We start from the raw sequence: 20,772 nt of genomic DNA on the forward strand, positions 1-20,772 counted from the left end.
TCAGTTCCGCGGGCGCGCCGGCCGGCGCTTGACGGGCGGCTTCGGCCGCTCGATCCGCTCGTAGAGGCGGAAGCGCTCGTCACGGTCGGCGATGCGGCGGCCTTCCCAGACGAGGCGCCATACGTATTGCGAGATCGAGCTGGGCTCGCCGTAGTCGGCGCGGTCCTGGCGCAGCAGCACGTCGCAGTCGTCGGTGAACGAGAAGTGCATGTCGCCGAAGTAGGCGAAGGTCGCGATCTGCGCGTCGCCGAGCCGGACGGGCGAGATGCACTCGTAGTCGGCCGGCAGGTGCGCGGCGATCTGCTGCGCGACGTCGCGGTAGGTCCGGCTGTAGTTGACGAAGGGCAGCCACAGCGTCATCAGCAGCACCCACATCAGCGTGGTGCCCGCGCTCGACAGCACGACGCTGCGCCACAGCACCTGCGGCTGCCGCGAGATGCGCCAGCGCACGAGCAGCACCCAGCATACCGTCACGGCGAGCGCGCACGCGAACGACAGCACCTTGAAGTGCGGTTCGTAGCCGGGCACGAGCCGCGCGAGGTTGCGCGCGAGCGGGTACGGGAAGCCCGTGAGCGAGGCGAGCCAGACGAGCCAGACGAAGCTGCCGAGGATCGTGAAGCTGAGCACCGCGAACCAGTCGATCGCGTTGATCGCGCCGCGCTTGAGGGTGGGCAGCGCGAAGGTCGCGAGCACCGCGAGCGGCGGCAGGATCAGCAGGTACATGCGGTTGGTCTGCTGGCTCTGCAGGATCACGAGCGCGACGAGCGGCACGATCACCGACAGCGGCGCGGCGATGTGCGGCCGGCGGCGGAATCCGGTCCAGCTGACCCAGGCCCACAGCGCGAGCGGCCAGGCGGGCCAGGTGAAGAGCGGCAGGTTTTTCGCCGCGTAGCCGAGCACCGCCGTGGGCGGACCCGAAAAACGCATCAGGCTGCCATACAGCCACTGGTTGAGGAACCAGTTCGCGTCGTCGGGAAACAGCGTGAGCGCCGCGACCGGCCAGACGGCGAACAGGACGATCGCGAGCGGCAGGCCGACGAGCGGCAGCCAGCGGTTGCGCAATTCGGGCGCGAACGCGACGAGCGCCGCGGTGCCGACGAGCAGCGCGCCGACCAGCACCGGGTTGCCGGACAGCGCGACGAGGCCGAGCGCGGCGCCCCACCAGAGCGCGCCTTGCAGCGGCTTGTCGACGGAGCGCACGAGCCCGTAGACGAACATCGCGATCGAGGCGAATTGCGCGAGCTGCGGGGTGGTCTCGTGGCCGCGTTCGGCGAGGCCGAAGCAGGCGACCAGGACGAGCAGCGCGCCGTCGGCGAGGGTGCGGCCGTAGTCGCGCGGCTCGGGTTCGCCGCCGAACGCGTACTTGAACGGCTGGACCTCGGGGCGGCGGCCGAGCAGGTACGCGGCGTACCAGACGAACGCGCACGCGACGCAGAACAGGATCCCGGTATAGACGCGCGAGGCGTTGCTCGGATCGACCCAGGGGCCGAGCGCGCGGATCGCGAGGCCGCCGAGCCAGTAGCCGAGCGGGCCGTCCGAGGTGATGAACTTGCCGAGCAGGTTGGGCAGCAGCCAGTCATGCAGCTTGCCCTCGGCCATCGTCCACATCACGCCGAAGCCCGCCGCATCCTCGTTTTTCCACGGGTCGCGGCCGAACAGGCCGAACGCCGCATAGACGATGCAGAGCGTGAGCAGCAGCCAGCGCGGCAGCGCGCGGGTGGCGGAGGCGGTGAGACGGACGACAGGCTTCATGCAGATGTGCGGCAGGAGAGGGGCCACGCGCGCAGCGAGGCGCGCTGGATGGGCGTGATTCGGAGCATCCGGCATTGTAGACGCGGCGGGCGATGCGCGTCAGCGGATCTGGCGGTATTTCGCGCGGCGGCGCGCGGCGACAAAAAAGGGCAGCCTGGGCTGCCCTTTTTGCTGAACCGGCGATACGGCCGCCGGTTGCGGTGCGGCACTTACTTTGCCGCCTTGCCGTTCGCGCGCGAGCCGAACTTGTTCTTGAACTTCTCGACGCGGCCGGCCGTGTCCATGATCTTCTGCTGGCCGGTGTAGAACGAGTGCGATTCCGACGACACTTCGATCTTGGCGAGCGGGTAGGTCTTGCCTTCGAGTTCGATCGTTTCGCGCGTCTGGATGGTCGAGCGCGTCACGAACTTGAAGCCGTTCGACATGTCTTGGAAAACGACTTCGCGGTAATTCGGGTGAATGCCTTCTTTCATGATTTTTCCTGGGTGAGAGCGGTAGCCAACCCGCCGCTTTCGCCATCGCACGCCCCGTGAGGACGCGTGATCGGTACCGAAAGCCCTGCGCGAGCCACTTGCCTGAGGTCGAAAGCTCGCGATTATGCCAGAGAATCAGACGCTTGACGAGTTTTTCTCACGCCGGCGCCGCGAGCGCCCCGGATCCGGCCGGATCCTGCCGGTAGTAGCGGGCGAGCAGGCGGTACAGCTCGGGAAACTCGGATTCGAATGCGTGCGGCTGCACGAACAGGGCCTCGCTGCAGACCGCGAAGAACTCCGACGGATGGTCGGCCGCATAGGGATCGATCAGCGAATCCCGCTCGAAACGGGCCCAGGCGCGATCGGACACGGAATCCACGCGGCGGCAGAACTGGTCGTAGGCATGATCGAACACGTCGGACCAGCGCTCGGCGTCGATGAACGGCGCGTGCCAGCGGCGAAAAAGGGGCGGATGCCCATCGGCCGCGCCGTTGATCATGTCGATCTTGTGCGCGAACTCGTGGATCACGACGTTGTAGGCGTCGCTGCCGTCGGTCATCTGCGCGTCCTCCCACGACAGGATCACCGGGCCGCCTTCCCACGCCTCGCCGCTCGCGTCCTGCTCGACTTCGTGCACGACGCCGTCCTCGTCCTCGACGGTCTTGCGGATCACGAACTCGCCCGGATACACGATGACGCCGACCCAGCCGCGATACAGGTCGAGATCGAGGTTCAGCACGGGCAGGCAGGCCTGGGCGGCGATGCCGACCGTCATTGCGTCGGTCAGCTCGAGGTCGTGCGCGGTGGAGAACGACTTGCGGGCGAGAAACAGGCTTGCCAGTTCGCGCAGGCGTTGCAGGTCGTCGGCGGACAGATGGGCGAGGAACGGCAGGCGTTCGACGGTGGACTGCCACAGCGGGTCGGGAATCGCGTGGGCGCGCAGCGCGCGGTCGCGGCGGCGGGCGCCGAACCACTGGGCGAATTTGGCGAGCATCGGGAGGTCGGGCGGGGGGCGGTGGAGACAGGCGCTTAACCTACCTCAATCGATCTCTTTTTGCCAAGTGGCGAACACGCCCCCACAGATCGCGACGGCGGCGAGGAAATAGAAGCCGTCGAGCGAGGTCAGGAACGCGGCCTGCCGGGCGATCGTCTGGCTGATCGAGACGAGCGCGAGCGTGTGCGCTTCGCCGAGGGCGTGGCCGGCGGCGGCGAAGTGGCGCGTGAGCACGTCGACGCTGTGCTGGAAGATGGGGTTGTAGACGTTGGCCTGCTCGACGAGCCGGGTCTGGTGCAGCGCCTGCCGATGCTGCTCGACGATGATCACCGAGGCGGTGGCGAACGAGATCGTGAGCTGGCGCACGATGTTCTTGAGGCGGTAGCCGTGCGTGTACTCGTCGATCGCGAAGACGCGGAAGGTCAGGTTGGCGACGGGCAGCACGATGAACAGCAGGAGCAGGCCGCGCAGCAGCAGCGGCATGATCAGCGCGGCTTCGCCGGCATCGGGCGGCAGGCGCGCGATCCACATCGCCGCCAGGGCCCCGAGCGCGAAGCCGGGCACGATGATCCATTTCTTGTGCGTGATCCGCTTCGCATAGCGCAGGTAGACGAACAACGCGCTCGCGGAGATCAGCGACATCGTGCCGACCAGCCGGCCCGCATTCTCGACCGGATAGTCGAGCCCGGATTCGAGGAAGCGCGAGATCAGGTAGCTGTAGCCGGTGGTCTCGTAGTAGTAGAACATGTAGAGCAGCAACCCGACGCGGAACGTGCTTTCGCGGAACGCATGCAGCCGCACCAGCGGTGTGGGGTGGCGCCACTGGTGATGCACGAACCAGGCGAGCGCACCGAGGCCGCCCACGGTCAGCAGGATCAGTTGCGGCGAGCCGGCGAACAGCTCGAAGCGCACCTGCTGCATCACGATCTGCAGCGCGCCCTGCGCAAACGCGAAGATCACGTACGGCCAGAAATGGGCGCTGCCGCGCGCGTCGGGAGGCGTCTCGCCGCCGTCCGGCACGACCAGGAGCGCGATGCCGGCGCATGCGATGCCGGCCGGCACCGTGCACGCGAACAGCGCGCGCCAGGTGAAATGCGCGACCAGCAGGCCGCCCGCGATCGGCGCGAGCGCGCTGCCGAGCAACAGCAGGATCAGGAACGCGCGGGTGGCGGGCGGACGCTCGGTCGGCGCGAAGCTGATCTGGATCAGGATCCGGCACGCGCCCATCATCGGGCCGATGAAGTAACCCTGGAAGCCGCGCGCGAACGCGAGTTGCAGCGACGTGTCGGCGAGCGCCGCGGCCAGCGCGCCGAGCGAGAACATCAGCATGCTCGCGGCGAGGTAGCGCCGGTGGCCGAGCCGGTCGACCCACCATTGCTGCTGCAGGATGCCGAGCACGGCGGTGACCGCGTAGGCGCTCGACGCCCAGACGAGTTCGTCGGGCGAGGCATTGATGCCGCCCGCGATGTAGCTCGCGAAGAACGAGAAGGTGGCGTTGTCGAAGTAGTCGAGGCCGGTGAGGAGCGCGAGCGTCCACGGGAACAGATCCGCGCGCAGGCGCGCGAGGCCCGGGCGGGTCGGCCGGCCCGGCGCGGCGCTCATGACCGGCGGCGGGCGGCGGCCTGGCGTTGCGCGATCAGCGCGTCGCGCGGTTCGCCCGCGAGTCGCCGTTCGATGTAGTCGATGTCGTGCTGCAGTTCCTGCTTGAGCGCGCGCACTTCCTTCAGCTCGCGCTGCGCGGCCTCGATCCGGGCGTCGAGGGTGGCGATCTGTTGCGCGAGATTCTCGTGGATGTCGCGCAGCGACGCGTCCGAATAGCGTTGCCGGCCGTCTTCGCCGGCGTCGTCGAGGGGGCGCTTCAGCATCTCGATGATGCCGTGCAGCGAGAAGCCGATCGCGCGCAACCTCAGGATCCGCGCGAAGCGTTCGAGATCCGCCGCGTCGTACAAGCGGTAGCGGCCCTCGCTGCGGCTCGGCGTCACGAGGCCGCGTTCCTCGTAATACTTGAGCGTGCGCGGGGTCACGCCGAGCCGCTCGGCGGCGTCGCGCACGGTCAGCAGCAGGGTGGCGGTGTCTTGGGTCATGGGGCAGGCCGCCCGATGGCGGCGATTCGCTGGGCCGGTTTCAAGGTTAACGTAAACGTGCACCTGTGCGTTTGCCGGGCATGAAAAAAGCCGCCCATCGGGGCGGCTTGGCGGGGCGATGCGCGGGGCGGAATCAGCCGCCGCGGCGCATCAGGTCGAAGAACTCGGAATTGCTCTTCGTCTGGCGGATCTTGTCGAGCAGGAATTCCATCGCTTCGACTTCGTCCATGTCGTGAATGAACTTGCGCAGCACCCAGATCTTTTGCAGGATCTCGGGCTTGATCAGCATTTCTTCGCGGCGCGTGCCCGACTTGTTCAGGTTGATCGACGGATAGACGCGCTTTTCCGCGAGGCGGCGCTCGAGGTGCACTTCCATGTTGCCGGTGCCCTTGAACTCTTCGTAGATCACGTCGTCCATGCGGCTGCCGGTTTCGATCAGCGCGGTGCCGATGATCGTCAGCGAGCCGCCTTCCTCGATATTGCGCGCGGCGCCGAAGAAGCGCTTCGGACGCTGCAGCGCATTGGCGTCGACGCCGCCCGTCAGCACCTTGCCCGATGCGGGGATCACGGTATTGTAGGCGCGCGCGAGGCGGGTGATCGAGTCGAGCAGGATCACGACGTCGTGCTTCATTTCGACGAGGCGCTTGGCCTTCTCGATCACCATTTCGGCGACCTGCACGTGACGCGTGGCCGGCTCGTCGAAGGTCGAGGCGATCACTTCGCCTGCGACCGAGCGCTGCATTTCGGTCACTTCCTCGGGGCGCTCGTCGATCAGCAGCACGAACAGGATCACGTCCGGGTGGTTCTGCTTGATCGCGTGCGCGATGTGCTGAAGCATCACGGTCTTGCCCGACTTCGGCGACGCGACGAGCAGGCCGCGCTGGCCCTTGCCGATCGGCGCGATCATGTCGATGATGCGGCCGGTGACGTTTTCCTCGCCGCGCATCTCGCGTTCGAGCGACAGCGGTTTGTTCGGGTGCAGCGGCGTGAGGTTCTCGAACATGATCTTGTGTTTCGAGGCCTCGGGCGGCTGCCCGTTGACTTTGTCGACCTTGACGAGCGCGAAATAGCGTTCGCCGTCCTTCGGCGTGCGCACCTCACCCTCGATGGTGTCGCCGGTATGCAGGTTGAAGCGGCGGATCTGCGACGGGCTGATATAGATATCGTCGGTGCTCGCGAGATACGACATTTCGGGCGAGCGCAGGAAACCGAAACCGTCCGGCAGCACTTCGAGCGTACCGTCGCCGAAGATCGTTTCTCCCGTCTTGGCGCGCTTTTTGAGAATGGCGAACATCAACTCCTGCTTGCGCAGGCGGTTCGCGTTTTCGATCTCCAGGCCATTGGCCATTTCGATCAATTCGGAGACGTGCAGAGACTTGAGCTCGGATAAATGCATACGGAGATCCCGCCAGGGAGGAGAAGATGCGACGAAAGAAATAGGGAGGAGGGCGAGCGGAAACGCTCAGAGACTTAACTGCGTCTTATCGACGTGTTTTGATTCTAGCATAGGCCGATTCTGGCTTGAGTGGCCGATCGGCGGCTTCGCGGCGCACGTGTTGTCGGCAGACAACACGTGCGGGCACATCTGATTTAGAGATGGCTGTCGAGGAACGCGGTCAGTTGCGACTTCGACAGGGCGCCGACCTTCTGTGCGGCGGCGGCGCCGTTCTTGAAGAGGATCAGCGTCGGGATGCCGCGCACGCCGAACTTCGCGGGCGTCGCCTGGTTGTCGTCGACGTTGATCTTCGCGATTTGCAGCTTGTCGCCGTAATCCTTCGCGACTTCGTCGAGGATCGGGGCAATCATCTTGCACGGGCCGCACCATTCGGCCCAGAAATCCAGCAGCACGGGCTTGTCGGATTTGACGACGTCCTGTTCGAACGATGCGTCGTTGATGTGTTTGATCAGTTCGCTCATTGGGTCAATACCTCTTTCAGTTCGGGGACTGCCTGCAGGCGCCTTGCCGGCGTGCCGGCCGCCGGGCGGCCGGCCGCTCGGGCAGACAGCTCCGCTCTCCGGGAAAGAAGGGCGTGAGCGCTGCGTCGCGCGGCTCGCGGGTCATTCGGGCGTCATATTAGCTTAAATTGCTATGCGCCGTGGATGGCGATAGTAGCCTTTACGCGAGTAGGGGTGTGCCGCCGGTTTGATCCACGTCACGACCGTAAATAATGGCGGCGCGCGCAAATACAAGAGGGATACAAGAGGGCCGCGATTCGGTCGGTTTTCAGTCGATTGCGAGATAAGGGTCGCGTTGGGCGGCGGGCGGTGATAGAATTCGCCGTGACGGGCCTCCTCGCATGGAGGGGCGGTCAACCTGGTCAGGTCGGGAACGAAGCAGCCACAGCCGTTTTCCACCAGTGCCGAGGGTCAGGCTCGTCACCTTTCCTTTTCTGTTTTACCCCATCCCCCTGAACGTCCCCTTGCCGCGATGCAGTCGTGCAGTTCGTGCGCGCGTGCGCGTCCGGCGTATTCCGCCTGTCGGCGCGGCGCGGCGTTGCTGATACAATTTCCCGATGACCTATCAAGTTCTCGCACGCAAGTGGCGTCCGAAGGATTTCGCTTCGCTCGTCGGCCAGGAGCACGTCGTCAGGGCGCTTACGCACGCGCTCGACGGCGGGCGTTTGCATCACGCCTATCTATTCACCGGCACGCGCGGGGTCGGCAAGACCACGCTGTCGCGCATCTTCGCCAAGGCGCTCAATTGCGAGACGGGCGTCACGTCGCAGCCGTGCGGCGTCTGTCGCGCATGCCGCGAAATCGACGAGGGGCGCTTCGTCGACTATGTCGAAATGGATGCGGCGAGCAATCGCGGCGTCGACGAAATGGCCGCGCTGCTCGAGCGCGCTGTGTACGCGCCCGTCGATGCGCGCTTCAAGGTCTACATGATCGACGAAGTGCACATGCTGACGAACCACGCGTTCAACGCGATGCTGAAGACGCTCGAGGAGCCGCCGCCGCACGTCAAGTTCATCCTCGCGACCACCGATCCGCAGAAGATCCCCGTCACGGTGCTGTCGCGCTGCCTGCAGTTCAACCTGAAGCAGATGCCGGCCGGGCATATCGTGTCGCATCTCGAGCGGATCCTCGGCGAGGAGCGCATCGCGTTCGAACCGCAGGCGCTGCGGCTGCTCGCGCGTGCCGCGCAGGGCAGCATGCGCGATGCGCTGTCGCTGACCGACCAGGCGATCGCCTATTCGGCGAACCAGGTGACCGAGACGGCGGTGTCGGGCATGTTGGGCGCGCTCGATCAGACCTACATGGTCCGGCTGCTGGACGCGCTCGCGACGGCCGACGGCCCCGGAATTCTCGCGATCGCCGATGAAATGGCGTTGCGCAGCCTGTCGTTCTCGACCGCGCTGCAGGATCTCGCCGGGCTGTTGCACCGGATCGCATGGGCGCAGTTCGCGCCGGCGTCGGTGCTCGACGAGTGGCCGGAGGCGGGCGATCTGCGCCGCTTCGCCGAGACGCTGAGCCCGGAGCAGGTGCAGCTCTATTACCAGATCGCCACGGTCGGGCGGAGCGAGCTGGGGCTCGCGCCGGACGAATACGCGGGTTTCACGATGACGTTGCTGCGGATGCTGGCGTTCGAGCCGGCCGCTGCCGGCGCGGGCGGCTCGGCGCCGGGCGCGCTGCCGGTCGCGGGTGGTCGCGCAAGCGCCGCGCGCAGCGCGCAACCCGCCGCCTCGGCGGCGAGCGCGCAGCCGGCCGGCGTTCGACCGGTTCCGGCCCAGCCGCCGGTCGCGGCCGCGGTGTTGGCCGAGCCTGCACCTGTACCTGCGCCTGTTGTCCCTGCACCCGCTCCGCGCGCGGAAACCATCGCCGCGCAGCCTGAAGTCGCGCAGTCTGAAGTCGCGCAGTCTGAAGCGCGCGCGCCGGCGCAGGGTGAAACGGTTGTCGAGGCGGCGCTCGTCGCCGAGATCACGCCGCCTGCGCCGGCCGCTCCGCTTGCCGAGCCTGCGCCGGTTCAATCCGCGGAGGCGGCGAAGCCGGCCGACCCGCCTGCCGCACGGCCTGCGCCGGCCGCATCCGCCCGCGCGGGCGGGGCGGCGGCCGCGCTTGACGTGCTGCGCAACGCCGGCATGCGCGTGTCGACGGATCGTGGTCGCGCGTCCGCCGCGCCGAAGCCGGCCGCCCCCGCTCCCACGGCGGCGGCCGCGAAGCCCGGCCCCCGGGTCAACGTGCCGGTGCCCACGCCGCGCGCGGCGCCGCAGGCCGGCGGCGCATCGAGCGATGCACCGCCCTGGGAAGACATTCCGCCGGACGACTATGTGCCGCTGTCGGCGGACGAGATGTTCGGCGCGCCGCTCGACGACGGCTTCGTGCCGGTGTTCGACAGCGGTCCGGACGATGTGCGGCTTGCCCCGAAACCCGCGCCGGCGGCGCCTGTCGACGCCCGGCCGCTGCCGCCCGCGATCGCGCTCGACGCGATCGGCTACGACGGCGAATGGCCGGCGCTGGCTGCGACGCTGCCGCTCAAGGGGGTGGCGTACCAGCTGGCGTTCAACAGCGAACTGACCGCCGTCGACGGGGGGGGGCTGAAATTGTCGGTGCCCGTGCCGCAGTACGCGGACGCCGCGCAGGTCGCGAAACTCAAGGCCGCGCTGGCGGACACGCTCGGCAAGCCGGTCGAGGTCGAGGTCACGGTCGGCGCCGCGCGTCGTACCGCGGCCGCGCTCGACGCCGCGGCGCGTGCGCAGCGTCAGCGCGAGGCGGAGCAGGAGATCGGCGGAGACCCGTTCGTCCAGCAGCTGATCCGCGAGTTCGGCGCGCGCATCGTCGAAGGCTCGGTGCGCCCGCTGGCGGCGGACGGCGGCCCGGCGGCGGAAGGCGCTGCACCGACGCTGCACTGAACGCGCGAGGGGGCGCGCCGCGCCCCATTCCCTTATCCCGGATCCGGCGCTAAGATCGCGCCGGTTTTCAAACGTATACGAAGGAGCATGTCCATGATGAAAGGCCAACTCGCGGGGCTGATGAAGCAAGCCCAGCAGATGCAGGAAAACATGAAGAAGATGCAGGAGCAGCTGGCCCTCATCGAAGTCGAGGGGCAGTCGGGCGCCGGTCTCGTCAAGGTCACGATGACCTGCAAGAACGAAGTGCGCCGCGTGACGATCGACCCGAGCCTGCTCACGGACGACAAGGACATGCTCGAGGATCTCGTCGCGGCGGCGTTCAACGACGCGGCGCGCAAGGCCGAGGCGACCTCGCAGGAAAAGATGAGCGGCATGACGGCAGGTCTGCCGCTGCCGCCGGGCTTCAAGCTGCCGTTCTGAGCCCCGTCGCGTCGTTGCCCATCCGCGTATGAAACAGCCTTCCGCCCTGTCCGCGCTCGTCGAGGCGCTGCGCGCGCTGCCCGGCGTCGGCCCGAAGTCGGCGCAGCGCATCGCGTATCACCTGATGCAGCACGATCGCGACGGCGCGGAGCGGCTCGGCCGCTCGCTGCTGTTCGCGACCGAGCATTTGCAGCACTGCGAGAAGTGCAACACGTTCACGGAGGCGCAGATCTGCGAGGTCTGCAGCGACGCGGAACGCGACCCCACGCTGCTCTGCGTGGTGGAAACCCCAGCCGACCAGATCATGCTCGAACAGACCATGACCTACCGCGGCCTGTACTTCGTGCTGATGGGCCGCTTGAGCCCGCTCGACGGCATCGGCCCGAAGGAAATTCATTTCGACCGGCTGGTGCGGCGCGCGTCGGACGGAATCGTCAAGGAAGTGGTCCTGGCGACCAATTTCACCAACGAAGGCGAGGCGACCGCGCACTACCTCGGGCAGACGCTCAAGGCGCGCGGGCTCGCGGTCACGCGGCTCGCGCGCGGCGTGCCGGTGGGCGGCGAACTGGAGTACGTCGACGCGGGCACGATCGCGCGGGCGATGCTCGATCGCCGCACGATGTAGCCGCCGCGCGGAACCACCGCGCGGCCTCTCCGCGAGCCGCCGCCGCAGGGCGGTTCAGCCTTCGCATCACATCGAGGAAGCGACATGCACGCAACCCCGGGCCCGCTCGCGGGCGTCAAGGTACTCGAGTTCGGCACGCTCATCGCAGGGCCGTTCGCGGCGCGATTGTTTGCCGAGTTCGGCGCCGAAGTCATCAAGATCGAGGATCCGAACGGCGGCGATCCGCTGCGCAAGTGGCGCAAGCTGTATCCGGAAGCGGGCGGCACCTCGCTGTGGTGGTCGGTGCAGGCGCGCAACAAGAAATCGGTCACGCTCAACCTGAAATCGGAAGAAGGCCGCGAGATCGCGCGGCGGCTCGCGCGCGAGGCCGACATCGTGATCGAGAATTTCCGTCCGGGCCTGCTCGAGAAGCTCGGGCTCGGCTATGACGTGCTGTCGGCCGACAACCCGGGCCTCATCATGGTGCGCCTGTCCGGCTACGGGCAGACCGGACCGTATCGCGACCGTCCCGGCTTCGGCGCGATCGCCGAATCGATGGGCGGCCTGCGGCACATCACCGGCTACCCGGACCTGCCGCCGCCGCGGATCGGCATCTCGATCGGCGATTCGATCGCGGCGCTGCACGGCGTGATCGGGGCGCTGATGGCGCTGCATCACCGCAACACGAACGGCGGCGCGGGGCAGATGGTCGACGTCGCGCTGTACGAGGCGGTGTTCAACATGATGGAGAGCGTGGTGCCCGAGTACGGCGTGTACGGGCTCGTGCGCGAGCGCACGGGTGCGTCGCTGCCCGGCATCGTGCCGTCCAACACCTATCCGTGCCGCGACGGCAGCATCGTGATAGGCGGCAACAGCGATCCGATCTTCAAGCGCCTGATGGCGGCGATCGAGCGGCCCGATCTCGCCGACGATCCGGCGCTCGCGCAAAACGACGGGCGCGTGCCGCGCACGCGCGAGATCGACGACGCGATTGCCGCGTGGCTCGCGACGCGCACGATCGACGAGGCGCTCGCCGTGCTCAACGCGGCGGATGTGCCGGCCGGGCGCATCTACAGCGTGGCCGACATGTTCAGCGATCCGCAATTCATCGCGCGCCAGATGATCGAGCGCTTCAAGCTGGCGGACGGCGCGGAGATCCCGCTGCCGGCCGTCACGCCGAAGCTGTCCGATACGCCGGGCGATACGCGCTGGCTCGGGCCCGAACTCGGCGCGCATACCGACGAGGTGCTGGGCTCGCTGGGCTACACGCCCGAGGCCATTCGCGCATTGCGCGACAAACGGGTGATCTGAGCGCCGCGCGCGCGACCGGACTGTCGTTCGCGCGCCATCTTTCCTCGGTTACAATCGCCGGATGCGAATCCTACTCAGTAACGACGACGGCTACCTTGCGCCGGGCCTCGCGGCGCTCCATGCAGCGCTGTTGCCGCTCGGCGAGGTCACGGTGATCGCGCCCGAGCAGAATTGCAGCGGCGCGTCGAATTCCCTCACGCTGTCGCGGCCGTTGTCGCTGCAGCGTTCGGCGAGCACCGGCTTCTACTACGTGAACGGCACGCCGACCGACTCCGTGCACCTCGGGCTCACGGGCCTGCTCGACGCGCGCCCCGATCTCGTCGTGTCCGGCATCAACAACGGCCAGAACATGGGCGAGGACACGCTTTACTCGGGCACCGTCGCGGCGGCCACCGAAGGGGTGATGTTCGGCGTTCCCGCGATCGCGTTCTCGCTCGTCGACAAAGGTTGGGCGCATCTCGACGCCGCCGCGCGCGTGGCGGCCGAGGTTGTGCGGCACTATCTCGCGCATCCGCTGGCGGGCCAGCCGTTGCTGAACGTGAATATTCCCAACCGGCCGTACGAGGCGCTGGGCGCGTGGACGGTCACCCGCCTCGGCAAGCGTCATCCGTCGCAGCCGGTGATTCGCCAGACCAACCCGCGCGGCGAGCCGATCTACTGGATCGGCGCGTCCGGCGAGGCGCTGGATTCGAGCGAAGGCACCGATTTCCATGCCACGGCGCGCGGCGAGGTGTCGATTACGCCGCTGCGGCTCGACCTGACCCACACCCAGATGCTGGCCGCGACGCACGATTGGGCGAGCGCGAGGAGCGACGCTTCATGAGCGGCGAGCGCGCAAAGCGGTTTCCGCTTGCGCTCGAAGATCTCAAGCGCGAGCCGCGCAAGCCGGAAGGCCTGGCGGGCGAGCGCCAGGCGGCGGGCGACGCCGCGCGCCAGCGGCTCGGTTCGGCCACGGCGCGCAGCGCCTCGCAGTCGGACGGGCGCGCATCGAAGCCCTCCTCGGCCGGGGCGGCGGCTTCCAAGCCCGCCAAGCCGGGGCACGTCGCGCCCAAGCCGGTTTCGCCCAGGCAGGCCGCCTCGCTGCCGGCCGTATCCAAGCCGACCGTATCCAAGCCGGCCGCGCCTAGGCCGGCCGCGCCCAATGTCGCCTTGAACGGGAAGCTCGCACTGACGTCGGAACGCGTGCGCGAACGGATGGTCGAACGGCTGCGCGCGAATGGCATCACCGATCCGCGCGTGCTGAATGCGCTGGCCGTCGTGCCGCGTCACATGTTCGTCGATCCCGGGCTCGCGGCCCAGGCCTATGAGGACGCGGCGCTGCCGATCGGCCATCAGCAGACGATCTCGAAGCCGTCGGTCGTGGCGCGCATGATCGAATTGGCATCCGCGGGCCGGCCGCTCGAGCGGGTGCTGGAGATCGGCACCGGCTGCGGTTACCAGGCGGCGGTGTTGAGCCAGGTCGCGGTCGACGTGTATTCGATCGAACGCATCCGCCCGCTCTACGAGCGGGCGAAACTGAATTTGCGCCCGTTGCGCGTGCCGAACATTCGGCTGCATTACGGCGATGGGCGCGTCGGTCTGCCATCGGCGGCGCCGTTCGACGCGATCGTGATCGCGGCGGCGGGGCTCGACGTGCCGCAGGCCTTGCTTGAACAATTGGCGATCGGCGGGCGGCTCGTGGCTCCGGTCGGCGCTCAGGACGGCCAGTCCCAGGTGCTGACGCTCGTCGAACGGGTCGCGGCCGCGCAGTGGCGCGAGTCGCGGCTTGATCGCGTTTTCTTTGTCCCTTTAAAATCCGGAGTGATTTGACACCGATGAGTATGTTGCGCGCGATGCAAACCAATCGTTCGAAGATTCCGCTCTCGCTCGCTCAGCGCGCGATCTGCGTGGCTGCTTTCACGCTGCTTGGCGCTTGTGCGACGCGCCTCGACCAGGCACCCGTCGTCGACCGCTCCGGCGCGCTCGGCACCACCGCGGGCGCGGCCCAGCCGGCCGTACCGCTGGGTCCGCCGCCGCCCGGTTATTACCGGGTAAAGCCGGGCGACACCCTATATCGGATTGCACTCGAAAACGGCCAGAATTATCGCGATATCGCGGCGTGGAATAACCTCACCAATCCGAATCAGATCGAAGTCGATCAATTGCTGCGCGTCGTGTCGCCGGGCGCGAGCGCCGGCGCGGCAGGCGTCGCGACGACACCGGTCGCGGGCGCCGCGGTGCAGACGGCGCCGCTGTCGAGCGGTCCGGCCGCTGCGCCCGTATATGGGTCCGGTTCGACGGCGACGCCGCCCGTGGCAGCGCCGGCAGGCGACGCGGGCGCGTCGGCGGCGGGCGGCGCGGTGTCGTTCATGTGGCCGGCGCGTGGTCCGTTGCTGAACACATTCGACGATGCGAAGAACAAAGGCGTCAACATCGGCGGCGCGGCGGGCGACCCGGTGAAGGCGGCCGCGGATGGTCGCGTGGTGTACGCGGGCAATGGCCTGCGGGGCTATGGCAACCTCATTATCGTCAAGCACGACGCGACTTATCTCACCGCATATGCACACAACCGCGCTTTGATGGTAAAAGAGGGGGACGCGGTGACGAAAGGCCAGAAAATCGCAGAGATGGGCAATAGCGATTCAGACCGTGTGATGCTGCATTTCGAGGTTCGCCGGCAGGGTAAACCTGTCGATCCGCTGAAGTATTTGCCGCCTCAATAGACGAGACGACCATGCCGAAATCGAAGCGCCACGAGCCGCAAGCCGAATCTGAGAACCTCAGTCGTGCCACGCAAGCATCGGTGGAACGGAAGGGTGCTTCGACCGGCGAGGACGACGATGCCGCTGACGCAGAACGCGACTACGACGCCCGTGAGGCCCGCGACGGCGAGGAAGACGCCGCAGAGGAGCGCGAGGCGCCGGCCGAGCTCGACGATTTCCGGGCGCTGCTGCAGGCGGAGCTGACCGCCGACACGATCCAGCACTACCTGAACCGCATCAGCGTGAAGCCGCTCTTGACCGTCGAGGAAGAGCAGCGCTATTCGCGGCTCGCGAAGGCGGGCGAGTTCGAAGCGCGCCAGGTGATGATCGAGCGCAACCTGCGGCTCGTCGTCAGCATCGCGAAAGGCTATCTGAACCGCGGCGTGCCGCTCCTCGATCTGATCGAGGAAGGCAACCTCGGGCTCATGCATGCGATCGAGAAGTTCGATCCGACGCGCGGCTTCCGTTTTTCGACCTATGCGACCTGGTGGATCCGCCAGAGCATCGAGCGCGCGATCATGAATCAGGCGCGCACGGTGCGGCTGCCGGTGCACGTGATCCGCGAACTGAACCAGGTGTTGCGCGCGAAGCGTCACCTGGAGAAGAACTCGATGTCGACGGGCGAGGCGGCCGAGCGCCGCGAAGCCAGCATCGACGACATCGCCTATCTCACCGGCAAGACGGCCGAGGAAGTCACCGACATCCTCGCGCTGAACGAACACACCGCTTCGCTCGACGCGCCGCTCGATCTCGATCCGGCGAGCAGCCTGCTCGACCTGTTGCCGGACGACCAGAGTCAGTCGCCCGACGCCGAGGTGCAGCACCGCGAGCTGGAAACGCTCACGCGCGCGTGGTTGTCGCGTCTCTCCGACAAGCACCGCCACGTGATCGAGCGCCGCTTCGGTCTCAACCACATCGAACCCGCGACGCTCGAGGAGCTGGCCGACGAGATGGGGCTGACCCGCGAGCGCGTCCGTCAGATCCAGCAGGAAGCGCTCGTGCGTCTCAAACGATTCTTTGCCTCCAACGGCGTACGCAAGGACGCCGTACTGTAATTCACTGATGATTCCGATTCTGGTTTTTGACATCGAAACGATTCCCGATGTCGACGGCATTCGCCGTCTCGAGGATTTGCCCGCCGACTTGAGCGATGCCGAGGTCGCCGAGCATGCGTTTGCCGCGCGACGCGAGAAGACCGGCAGCGATTTCCTGCCGCATCACCTGCAGCGGATCGCCGCGATCTCCTGCGTGTTCCGCGACGATTCCGGGTTCCGCGTGCGTTCGCTCGGCACGCCCGACGATCCGGAGATCACGCTGATCCAGTCGTTCTATCGCGTGATCGAGAAGTACACGCCGCAACTCGTGTCGTGGAACGGCGGCGGCTTCGATCTGCCGGTGCTCCATTACCGCGCGCTCGTGCATGGCGTCGCCGCGCCGCGCTATTGGGACATGGGCGAGGACGACCGCGAGTTCAAGTGGAACAACTACCTGTCGCGCTACCACTCGCGCCATACCGACCTGATGGACGTGCTCGCGCTGTACCAGCCGCGCGCGAGCGCGCCGCTCGATGCGCTCGCGAAGCTGTGCGGCTTCCCCGGCAAGCTCGGGATGGACGGCGGGCAGGTGTGGCATGCCTTCCAGGAAGGCCAGATCGACGCGATCCGCAACTATTGCGAAACCGACGTCGTCAATACCTATCTGCTGTACTGCCGGTTCCAGCAGATGCGCGGCGGCCTGAGCGCGGGCGCGTATGCCGACGAGATCGCGCTGGTCAAGCGGGCGCTCCAACTGGAGGCTGCGCCGCATTGGGCGGAATATCTCGCGGCCTTCGGCGCATGACGGGCTCGGGGCTTGCGTGATTCCGGTGCGATCGGGGGATGCGACGGCGTCGCGTCGTCGATCTCGCTGCGCGTGATTCGCTCGGCTGCGGCGCGGCGACGGACACGTCATCGCGCACGCATCGTGCCATCCCTCCCTTGTTCCGTGTCATGACAACTCTCTGTCGTCGGCGGCGTGCGCCCGTGTAGCGACTGCGGGTGCGTCATCGAACGGGCGCTCGCTTGCGGAGAGGGCGCCGCTGTTCCAGGGGCTGTTGACGCGCCGCGCAGGGATGGCGCGAGCGGATTGGAAACGGTTTCGAGAGCGCCGGGTGGGGCTGCCTCGCGATGCAGTGTACGCAGCGTCTTGATCGGTGCGAGTCGTCGGGCGTGATGTACACGTCAGATGCATGACCACCACGCACAGCATGCGCAATCGCCGTGTGGCGCCGGTACGAGCGCGCTGCGCGGTATCGCTGCGGGCGGGCCAGGGCGGGGCGTGGCGGACGCGCGGTGACGAGCGCGTTGCCGAAAGAACGGCGCTGTCCTGTTCGTCTGACTGAGATGGCGGACGATCGACCGCGATCGCGTCGTCGCCGCATAGCCGGGCAGCAGCGCGGCGCGTTCCATCTGCTGAGGCGGCGATGGCCGGCCCGGCAGCGCCTGGACGCCGCGCGTCAGCTTCCGCGCGCACAGGATGCCGAAATCGGCAGCCGCGCGATCCGCGTCGCCGTGCGCGTGCCGGCTCCATGGGATATTCCAATTGATTCGTCGCATCGGTGAATCTCCGTTCGAGTGCGGTCATTCGTCTACAATCTCGCCTTCCCACAAACGTTCGTCAGGAAAAGCTGGTGACTGAAGCCGTCCCCCCGTCTGCGCGCGACGCGAAGCGCGCGTCCGCCTCGCCTGTTGGCGCCCCGATTCTCGAGATCGACTCCCTCGACATGGATGCCCGCGGCGTCGGCCGCGTCGTCAACGAGGACGGCGAGCCGGGCAAGGTGATTTTCGTCGAGGGCGCGCTGCCCGGCGAGCGCGTGACGTACGCGAGCTACCGCCGCAAGCCGAGCTACGAGCAGGCACAGGTCGTCGATATTCTGCGCCCGAGCGTGATGCGCACGACGCCGAAGTGCGCGTTCTTCGGCACGTGCGGCGGCTGCTCGATGCAGCACCTCGAAATGCGCGCGCAGGTCGCGATCAAGCAGCGGGTGCTCGAGGACAATCTGTGGCATCTCGCGAAGCTGCGCGCGGAGACGATCTTCGCGCCGATCCACGGGCCGTCGTGGGGCTATCGCTACCGCGCGCGGTTGACCGTGCGCAACGTGGTCAAGAAGGGCGGCGTGCTGGTCGGCTTTCATGAGAAGAAGAGCAGCTACGTGGCCGACATGACGAGTTGCGAGGTGTTGCCGCCGCACGTGTCCGCGCTGCTTGTGCCGCTGCGCCGGCTCGTCGAGGGCCTGTCGATCCGCGATCGGATGCCGCAGATCGAGCTGGCGGTGGGGTCGACGGTCACGGCGCTGGTGCTGCGCGTGCTCGAGCCGATCAATGCGGACGACGAAGCGCTGCTGCGCGCGTTCGCGGACGCGCACGGCGTTCAGTTCTGGCTGCAGCCGAAGGGCCCGGATACGGTCGTGCCGTTCTATCCGCTCGACGCGCAGCTCGACTACACGTTGCCGGAATTCAATATCCGCATGCCGTTCAAGCCGACCGATTTCACTCAGGTCAATCATCAGATCAACCGCGTGCTGGTCGGGCGCGCGTTGCGCCTGCTCGCGCCGCGCCGCGACGATCGCGTGCTCGACCTGTTCTGCGGGATCGGCAACTTCACGCTGCCGCTCGCGCGGCGCGCGCGCGAGGTGGTGGGAATCGAGGGCAGCGAGGCGCTCACCACGCGCGCGCTCGCGAATGCGCGCGAGAACGGTGTCGACGGTCATACGTCGTTTGCGTGTCGCAACCTGTTCGAGGTGAGCGCCGACGATCTGCGCGCGCTCGGTGCGTTCGACAAATTCCTGGTCGATCCGCCGCGCGAAGGGGCGCTCGCGGTCTCCAAGGCGCTCGCGGAAATCGCGCAGAGCGGCGTGGGGCCGTTGCCGAAGCGGATCGTCTACGTGTCGTGCAATCCGGCGACGCTCGCGCGCGACGCGGGCCTGCTCGTGCACGAGGCGGGCTACCGGATGCGCGGCGCGGGCGTGGTCAACATGTTCCCGAATACCTCGCACGTCGAATCGATCGCGGTGTTCGAGCGGGACTGACGCGCCGCGCGGCATCGCGCGGACGAAAAAAAACCGGCCCGAGGGCCGGTTTTTTCTGTCGCGCGCGGCGCAATCAGTTGCGGTTGCCGCCGAAGATGCCGAGCAGCGCCAGCAGGTTCGTGAACACGTTGTACAGATCGAGGTAGATCGCGAGCGTGGCCGTGATGTAGTTGGTCTCGCCGCCGTTCACGACGCGCTGCACGTCGAACAGCATGTAAGCGGAGAAGATCACGATCGCGAGCACCGAGACCGTGAGCATCAACGCCGGCAGTTGCAGGAACATGTTGGCGGCCATGGCGAGCAGCAGCACGATCACGCCCATGAACAGCCACTTGCCGAGCCCCGAGAAATCGCGCTTGCTGACGGTGGCGATCGTCGCCATCGCGGCGAAGATGATGCCGGTGCCGCCGAAGGCAAGCATGATCAGCGACGGGCCGTTCGAGAAGCCGAGGATGAAGCTCAGCAGGCGCGACAGCATCAGGCCCATGAAGAACGTGAAGCCGAGCAGCACGAATACGCCGGCGCTGCTGTTCTTGGTGCGCTCGATCGCGAACATGAAGCCGAACGCGATCGCGAAGAACGCGAGCAGGCTCATGGCCGGGCTCGTGGCCGCGAACAGCGAGAAGCCGGTGGCGACGCCGACCCACGCGCCCAGCACGGTCGGCACCATCGACAGGGCGAGCAGCCAGTAGGTGTTGCGCAGCACGCGGTTGCGGGTTTCGGCCGTGCCGACGGCGCCGCCGCGGCCGAAGTTGTACGGATAGTCGTTCATGCTTTCTCCTAACATTGAACGTGAAAACGTTTGAAGCGCGGACTTCCGGGCGCTGTGTGCGCTGCAGCAATCCGCGATGCTGCTACTCCTAAGATAGGTTTCGAGGCCTTAGGTTTCAATGGCTTGGGCGTCAAAACCGATGTTTTTGGAACCTTTCATCTGTGTAAGGGTTCAATCGCAATGATACACGGGATCGTGTTACAATAGCGGATTCATTTGAAAACGTAACCTCTTAATTTCTTGGAGTTTTTATGGCAATCGAACGCACCCTGTCGATCATCAAGCCGGACGCGGTGGCAAAGAACGTGATCGGTCAGATCTACAGCCGTTTCGAAGGCGCTGGCCTGAAGGTCATCGCAGCGCGCATGGCGCATCTGTCGCGCGGCGAAGCGGAGAAGTTCTACGCGGTGCACGCAGAGCGTCCGTTCTTCAAGGACCTCGTCGATTTCATGGTCTCCGGCCCGGTGATGATCCAGGTCCTGGAAGGTGAAGGCGCGATTCTGAAGAACCGCGACCTGATGGGCGCGACGGACCCGAAGAAGGCGGAAAAGGGCACGATCCGCGCCGACTTCGCGGACAGCATCGACGCGAACGCAGTGCACGGCTCGGACGCCGCTGAAACGGCGCGCGGCGAGATCGCATTCTTCTTCCCGGAAATGAACGTCTACTCGCGTTAAGCGAGTGGCTGGATCCGGCGCAGCGGCA

At 66.9% G+C, this 20,772-nt stretch carries 19 protein-coding genes and 1 other RNA gene; 12 read left to right on the forward strand and 8 right to left on the reverse strand.

The features are described from left to right. The 7 genes from AC1RQF_RS07135 to trxA form a co-directional block, all read right to left on the reverse strand. Positions 1-1,752 carry an ArnT family glycosyltransferase gene (locus AC1RQF_RS07135; RefSeq protein ID WP_274002751.1) on the reverse strand — a complete coding sequence of 584 codons (1,752 nt, stop codon included), beginning with the start codon at positions 1,750-1,752 and terminating at the stop codon, positions 1-3. A 209-nt stretch (positions 1,753-1,961) separates the two neighbouring features. Next, positions 1,962-2,225 carry a type B 50S ribosomal protein L31 gene (locus tag AC1RQF_RS07140; protein WP_274002752.1) on the reverse strand — a complete coding sequence of 88 codons (264 nt, stop codon included), beginning with the start codon at positions 2,223-2,225 and terminating at the stop codon, positions 1,962-1,964. Between the two features lie 157 nt (positions 2,226-2,382). Continuing rightward, entirely contained in the window at positions 2,383-3,219 is an 837-nt protein-coding gene (locus tag AC1RQF_RS07145) for a M90 family metallopeptidase (protein ID WP_274002753.1), read from the reverse strand. A 45-nt stretch (positions 3,220-3,264) separates the two neighbouring features. Continuing rightward, a complete protein-coding gene (locus AC1RQF_RS07150; protein WP_492871634.1) occupies positions 3,265-4,821 on the reverse strand; it encodes an MFS transporter in 1,557 nt (518 codons plus the stop codon). Next, a complete protein-coding gene (locus AC1RQF_RS07155; protein ID WP_274002755.1) occupies positions 4,818-5,303 on the reverse strand; it encodes a MerR family transcriptional regulator in 486 nt (161 codons plus the stop codon). Before AC1RQF_RS07155 ends, AC1RQF_RS07150 begins: the two co-directional genes overlap by 4 nt. A gap of 133 nt (positions 5,304-5,436) precedes the next feature. Continuing rightward, positions 5,437-6,699, reverse strand: coding sequence for a transcription termination factor Rho (gene rho, locus AC1RQF_RS07160; RefSeq protein ID WP_006478662.1), 1,263 nt, complete (start codon positions 6,697-6,699; stop codon positions 5,437-5,439). 194 nt (positions 6,700-6,893) lie between these two features. Continuing rightward, on the reverse strand, positions 6,894-7,220 hold the full coding sequence (trxA, locus tag AC1RQF_RS07165; protein ID WP_252982903.1) for a thioredoxin TrxA: 327 nt from the start codon (positions 7,218-7,220) through the stop codon (positions 6,894-6,896). Between the two features lie 365 nt (positions 7,221-7,585). On the opposite strand from trxA, the gene ffs reads away from it, so the two are divergent. The 11 genes from ffs to rlmD all read left to right on the forward strand — a co-directional run bounded on the left by ffs (position 7,586) and on the right by rlmD (position 19,295). Continuing rightward, positions 7,586-7,684, forward strand: an RNA gene (ffs, locus tag AC1RQF_RS07170) — signal recognition particle sRNA small type. Positions 7,685-7,816: 132 nt separating this feature from the next. Further along, on the forward strand, positions 7,817-10,153 hold the full coding sequence (gene dnaX, locus AC1RQF_RS07175) for a DNA polymerase III subunit gamma/tau (RefSeq protein WP_492871635.1): 2,337 nt from the start codon (positions 7,817-7,819) through the stop codon (positions 10,151-10,153). A 93-nt stretch (positions 10,154-10,246) separates the two neighbouring features. Next, the gene (locus AC1RQF_RS07180; protein WP_274002838.1) at positions 10,247-10,573 is read left to right on the forward strand and encodes a YbaB/EbfC family nucleoid-associated protein; all 327 of its coding nucleotides are present in this window, start codon (positions 10,247-10,249) and stop codon (positions 10,571-10,573) included. Between the two features lie 28 nt (positions 10,574-10,601). Next, the gene (gene recR, locus AC1RQF_RS07185; RefSeq protein ID WP_274002840.1) at positions 10,602-11,198 is read left to right on the forward strand and encodes a recombination mediator RecR; all 597 of its coding nucleotides are present in this window, start codon (positions 10,602-10,604) and stop codon (positions 11,196-11,198) included. A gap of 84 nt (positions 11,199-11,282) precedes the next feature. Further along, positions 11,283-12,488, forward strand: coding sequence for a CaiB/BaiF CoA transferase family protein (locus AC1RQF_RS07190; protein ID WP_274002842.1), 1,206 nt, complete (start codon positions 11,283-11,285; stop codon positions 12,486-12,488). A 61-nt stretch (positions 12,489-12,549) separates the two neighbouring features. Next, positions 12,550-13,311 (forward strand): 5'/3'-nucleotidase SurE, encoded by a 762-nt coding sequence (surE, locus tag AC1RQF_RS07195; RefSeq protein ID WP_492871636.1) that lies wholly within the window; start codon positions 12,550-12,552, stop codon positions 13,309-13,311. Next, a complete protein-coding gene (locus AC1RQF_RS07200) occupies positions 13,308-14,297 on the forward strand; it encodes a protein-L-isoaspartate(D-aspartate) O-methyltransferase (protein ID WP_492871637.1) in 990 nt (329 codons plus the stop codon). Before surE ends, AC1RQF_RS07200 begins: the two co-directional genes overlap by 4 nt. Positions 14,298-14,302: 5 nt before the next feature. Continuing rightward, the gene (locus tag AC1RQF_RS07205) at positions 14,303-15,190 is read left to right on the forward strand and encodes a peptidoglycan DD-metalloendopeptidase family protein (protein WP_492871638.1); all 888 of its coding nucleotides are present in this window, start codon (positions 14,303-14,305) and stop codon (positions 15,188-15,190) included. Between the two features lie 11 nt (positions 15,191-15,201). Beyond that, positions 15,202-16,284, forward strand: coding sequence for an RNA polymerase sigma factor RpoS (rpoS, locus tag AC1RQF_RS07210; RefSeq protein ID WP_274002847.1), 1,083 nt, complete (start codon positions 15,202-15,204; stop codon positions 16,282-16,284). 7 nt (positions 16,285-16,291) lie between these two features. Continuing rightward, the gene (locus tag AC1RQF_RS07215) at positions 16,292-17,068 is read left to right on the forward strand and encodes a 3'-5' exonuclease (RefSeq protein ID WP_492871639.1); all 777 of its coding nucleotides are present in this window, start codon (positions 16,292-16,294) and stop codon (positions 17,066-17,068) included. An 829-nt stretch (positions 17,069-17,897) separates the two neighbouring features. Next, entirely contained in the window at positions 17,898-19,295 is a 1,398-nt protein-coding gene (gene rlmD, locus AC1RQF_RS07220; RefSeq protein WP_492871640.1) for a 23S rRNA (uracil(1939)-C(5))-methyltransferase RlmD, read from the forward strand. A gap of 73 nt (positions 19,296-19,368) precedes the next feature. Here the strand turns inward: rlmD and AC1RQF_RS07225 are convergent, their stop codons facing one another. After that, positions 19,369-20,067 carry a Bax inhibitor-1/YccA family protein gene (locus tag AC1RQF_RS07225; RefSeq protein WP_274002853.1) on the reverse strand — a complete coding sequence of 233 codons (699 nt, stop codon included), beginning with the start codon at positions 20,065-20,067 and terminating at the stop codon, positions 19,369-19,371. A gap of 251 nt (positions 20,068-20,318) precedes the next feature. Between AC1RQF_RS07225 and ndk the strand changes: the two genes are divergently transcribed. After that, complete coding sequence (gene ndk, locus AC1RQF_RS07230) at positions 20,319-20,744, forward strand: nucleoside-diphosphate kinase (protein ID WP_274002855.1); 426 nt, start codon at positions 20,319-20,321, stop codon at positions 20,742-20,744. Positions 20,745-20,772: the final 28 nt, after the last annotated feature.

Source organism: Burkholderia sp. GW821-FHT14F03, assembly GCF_058803765.1.

Coding starts and splice junctions, on each gene's coding strand:
- AC1RQF_RS07190 (WP_274002842.1), top strand. CDS start 11,283: ATGCACGCAACCCCGGGCCCGCTCGCGGGCGTCAAGGTACTCGAGTTC.
- AC1RQF_RS07180 (WP_274002838.1), top strand. CDS start 10,247: ATGATGAAAGGCCAACTCGCGGGGCTGATGAAGCAAGCCCAGCAGATG.
- AC1RQF_RS07215 (WP_492871639.1), top strand. CDS start 16,292: ATGATTCCGATTCTGGTTTTTGACATCGAAACGATTCCCGATGTCGAC.
- rho (WP_006478662.1), bottom strand. CDS start 6,699: ATGCATTTATCCGAGCTCAAGTCTCTGCACGTCTCCGAATTGATCGAA.
- trxA (WP_252982903.1), bottom strand. CDS start 7,220: ATGAGCGAACTGATCAAACACATCAACGACGCATCGTTCGAACAGGAC.
- dnaX (WP_492871635.1), top strand. CDS start 7,817: ATGACCTATCAAGTTCTCGCACGCAAGTGGCGTCCGAAGGATTTCGCT.
- AC1RQF_RS07145 (WP_274002753.1), bottom strand. CDS start 3,219: ATGCTCGCCAAATTCGCCCAGTGGTTCGGCGCCCGCCGCCGCGACCGC.
- AC1RQF_RS07205 (WP_492871638.1), top strand. CDS start 14,303: ATGAGTATGTTGCGCGCGATGCAAACCAATCGTTCGAAGATTCCGCTC.
- AC1RQF_RS07135 (WP_274002751.1), bottom strand. CDS start 1,752: ATGAAGCCTGTCGTCCGTCTCACCGCCTCCGCCACCCGCGCGCTGCCG.
- AC1RQF_RS07155 (WP_274002755.1), bottom strand. CDS start 5,303: ATGACCCAAGACACCGCCACCCTGCTGCTGACCGTGCGCGACGCCGCC.
- AC1RQF_RS07140 (WP_274002752.1), bottom strand. CDS start 2,225: ATGAAAGAAGGCATTCACCCGAATTACCGCGAAGTCGTTTTCCAAGAC.
- AC1RQF_RS07150 (WP_492871634.1), bottom strand. CDS start 4,821: ATGAGCGCCGCGCCGGGCCGGCCGACCCGCCCGGGCCTCGCGCGCCTG.
- surE (WP_492871636.1), top strand. CDS start 12,550: ATGCGAATCCTACTCAGTAACGACGACGGCTACCTTGCGCCGGGCCTC.
- ndk (WP_274002855.1), top strand. CDS start 20,319: ATGGCAATCGAACGCACCCTGTCGATCATCAAGCCGGACGCGGTGGCA.
- recR (WP_274002840.1), top strand. CDS start 10,602: ATGAAACAGCCTTCCGCCCTGTCCGCGCTCGTCGAGGCGCTGCGCGCG.
- AC1RQF_RS07225 (WP_274002853.1), bottom strand. CDS start 20,067: ATGAACGACTATCCGTACAACTTCGGCCGCGGCGGCGCCGTCGGCACG.
- rpoS (WP_274002847.1), top strand. CDS start 15,202: ATGCCGAAATCGAAGCGCCACGAGCCGCAAGCCGAATCTGAGAACCTC.
- AC1RQF_RS07200 (WP_492871637.1), top strand. CDS start 13,308: ATGAGCGGCGAGCGCGCAAAGCGGTTTCCGCTTGCGCTCGAAGATCTC.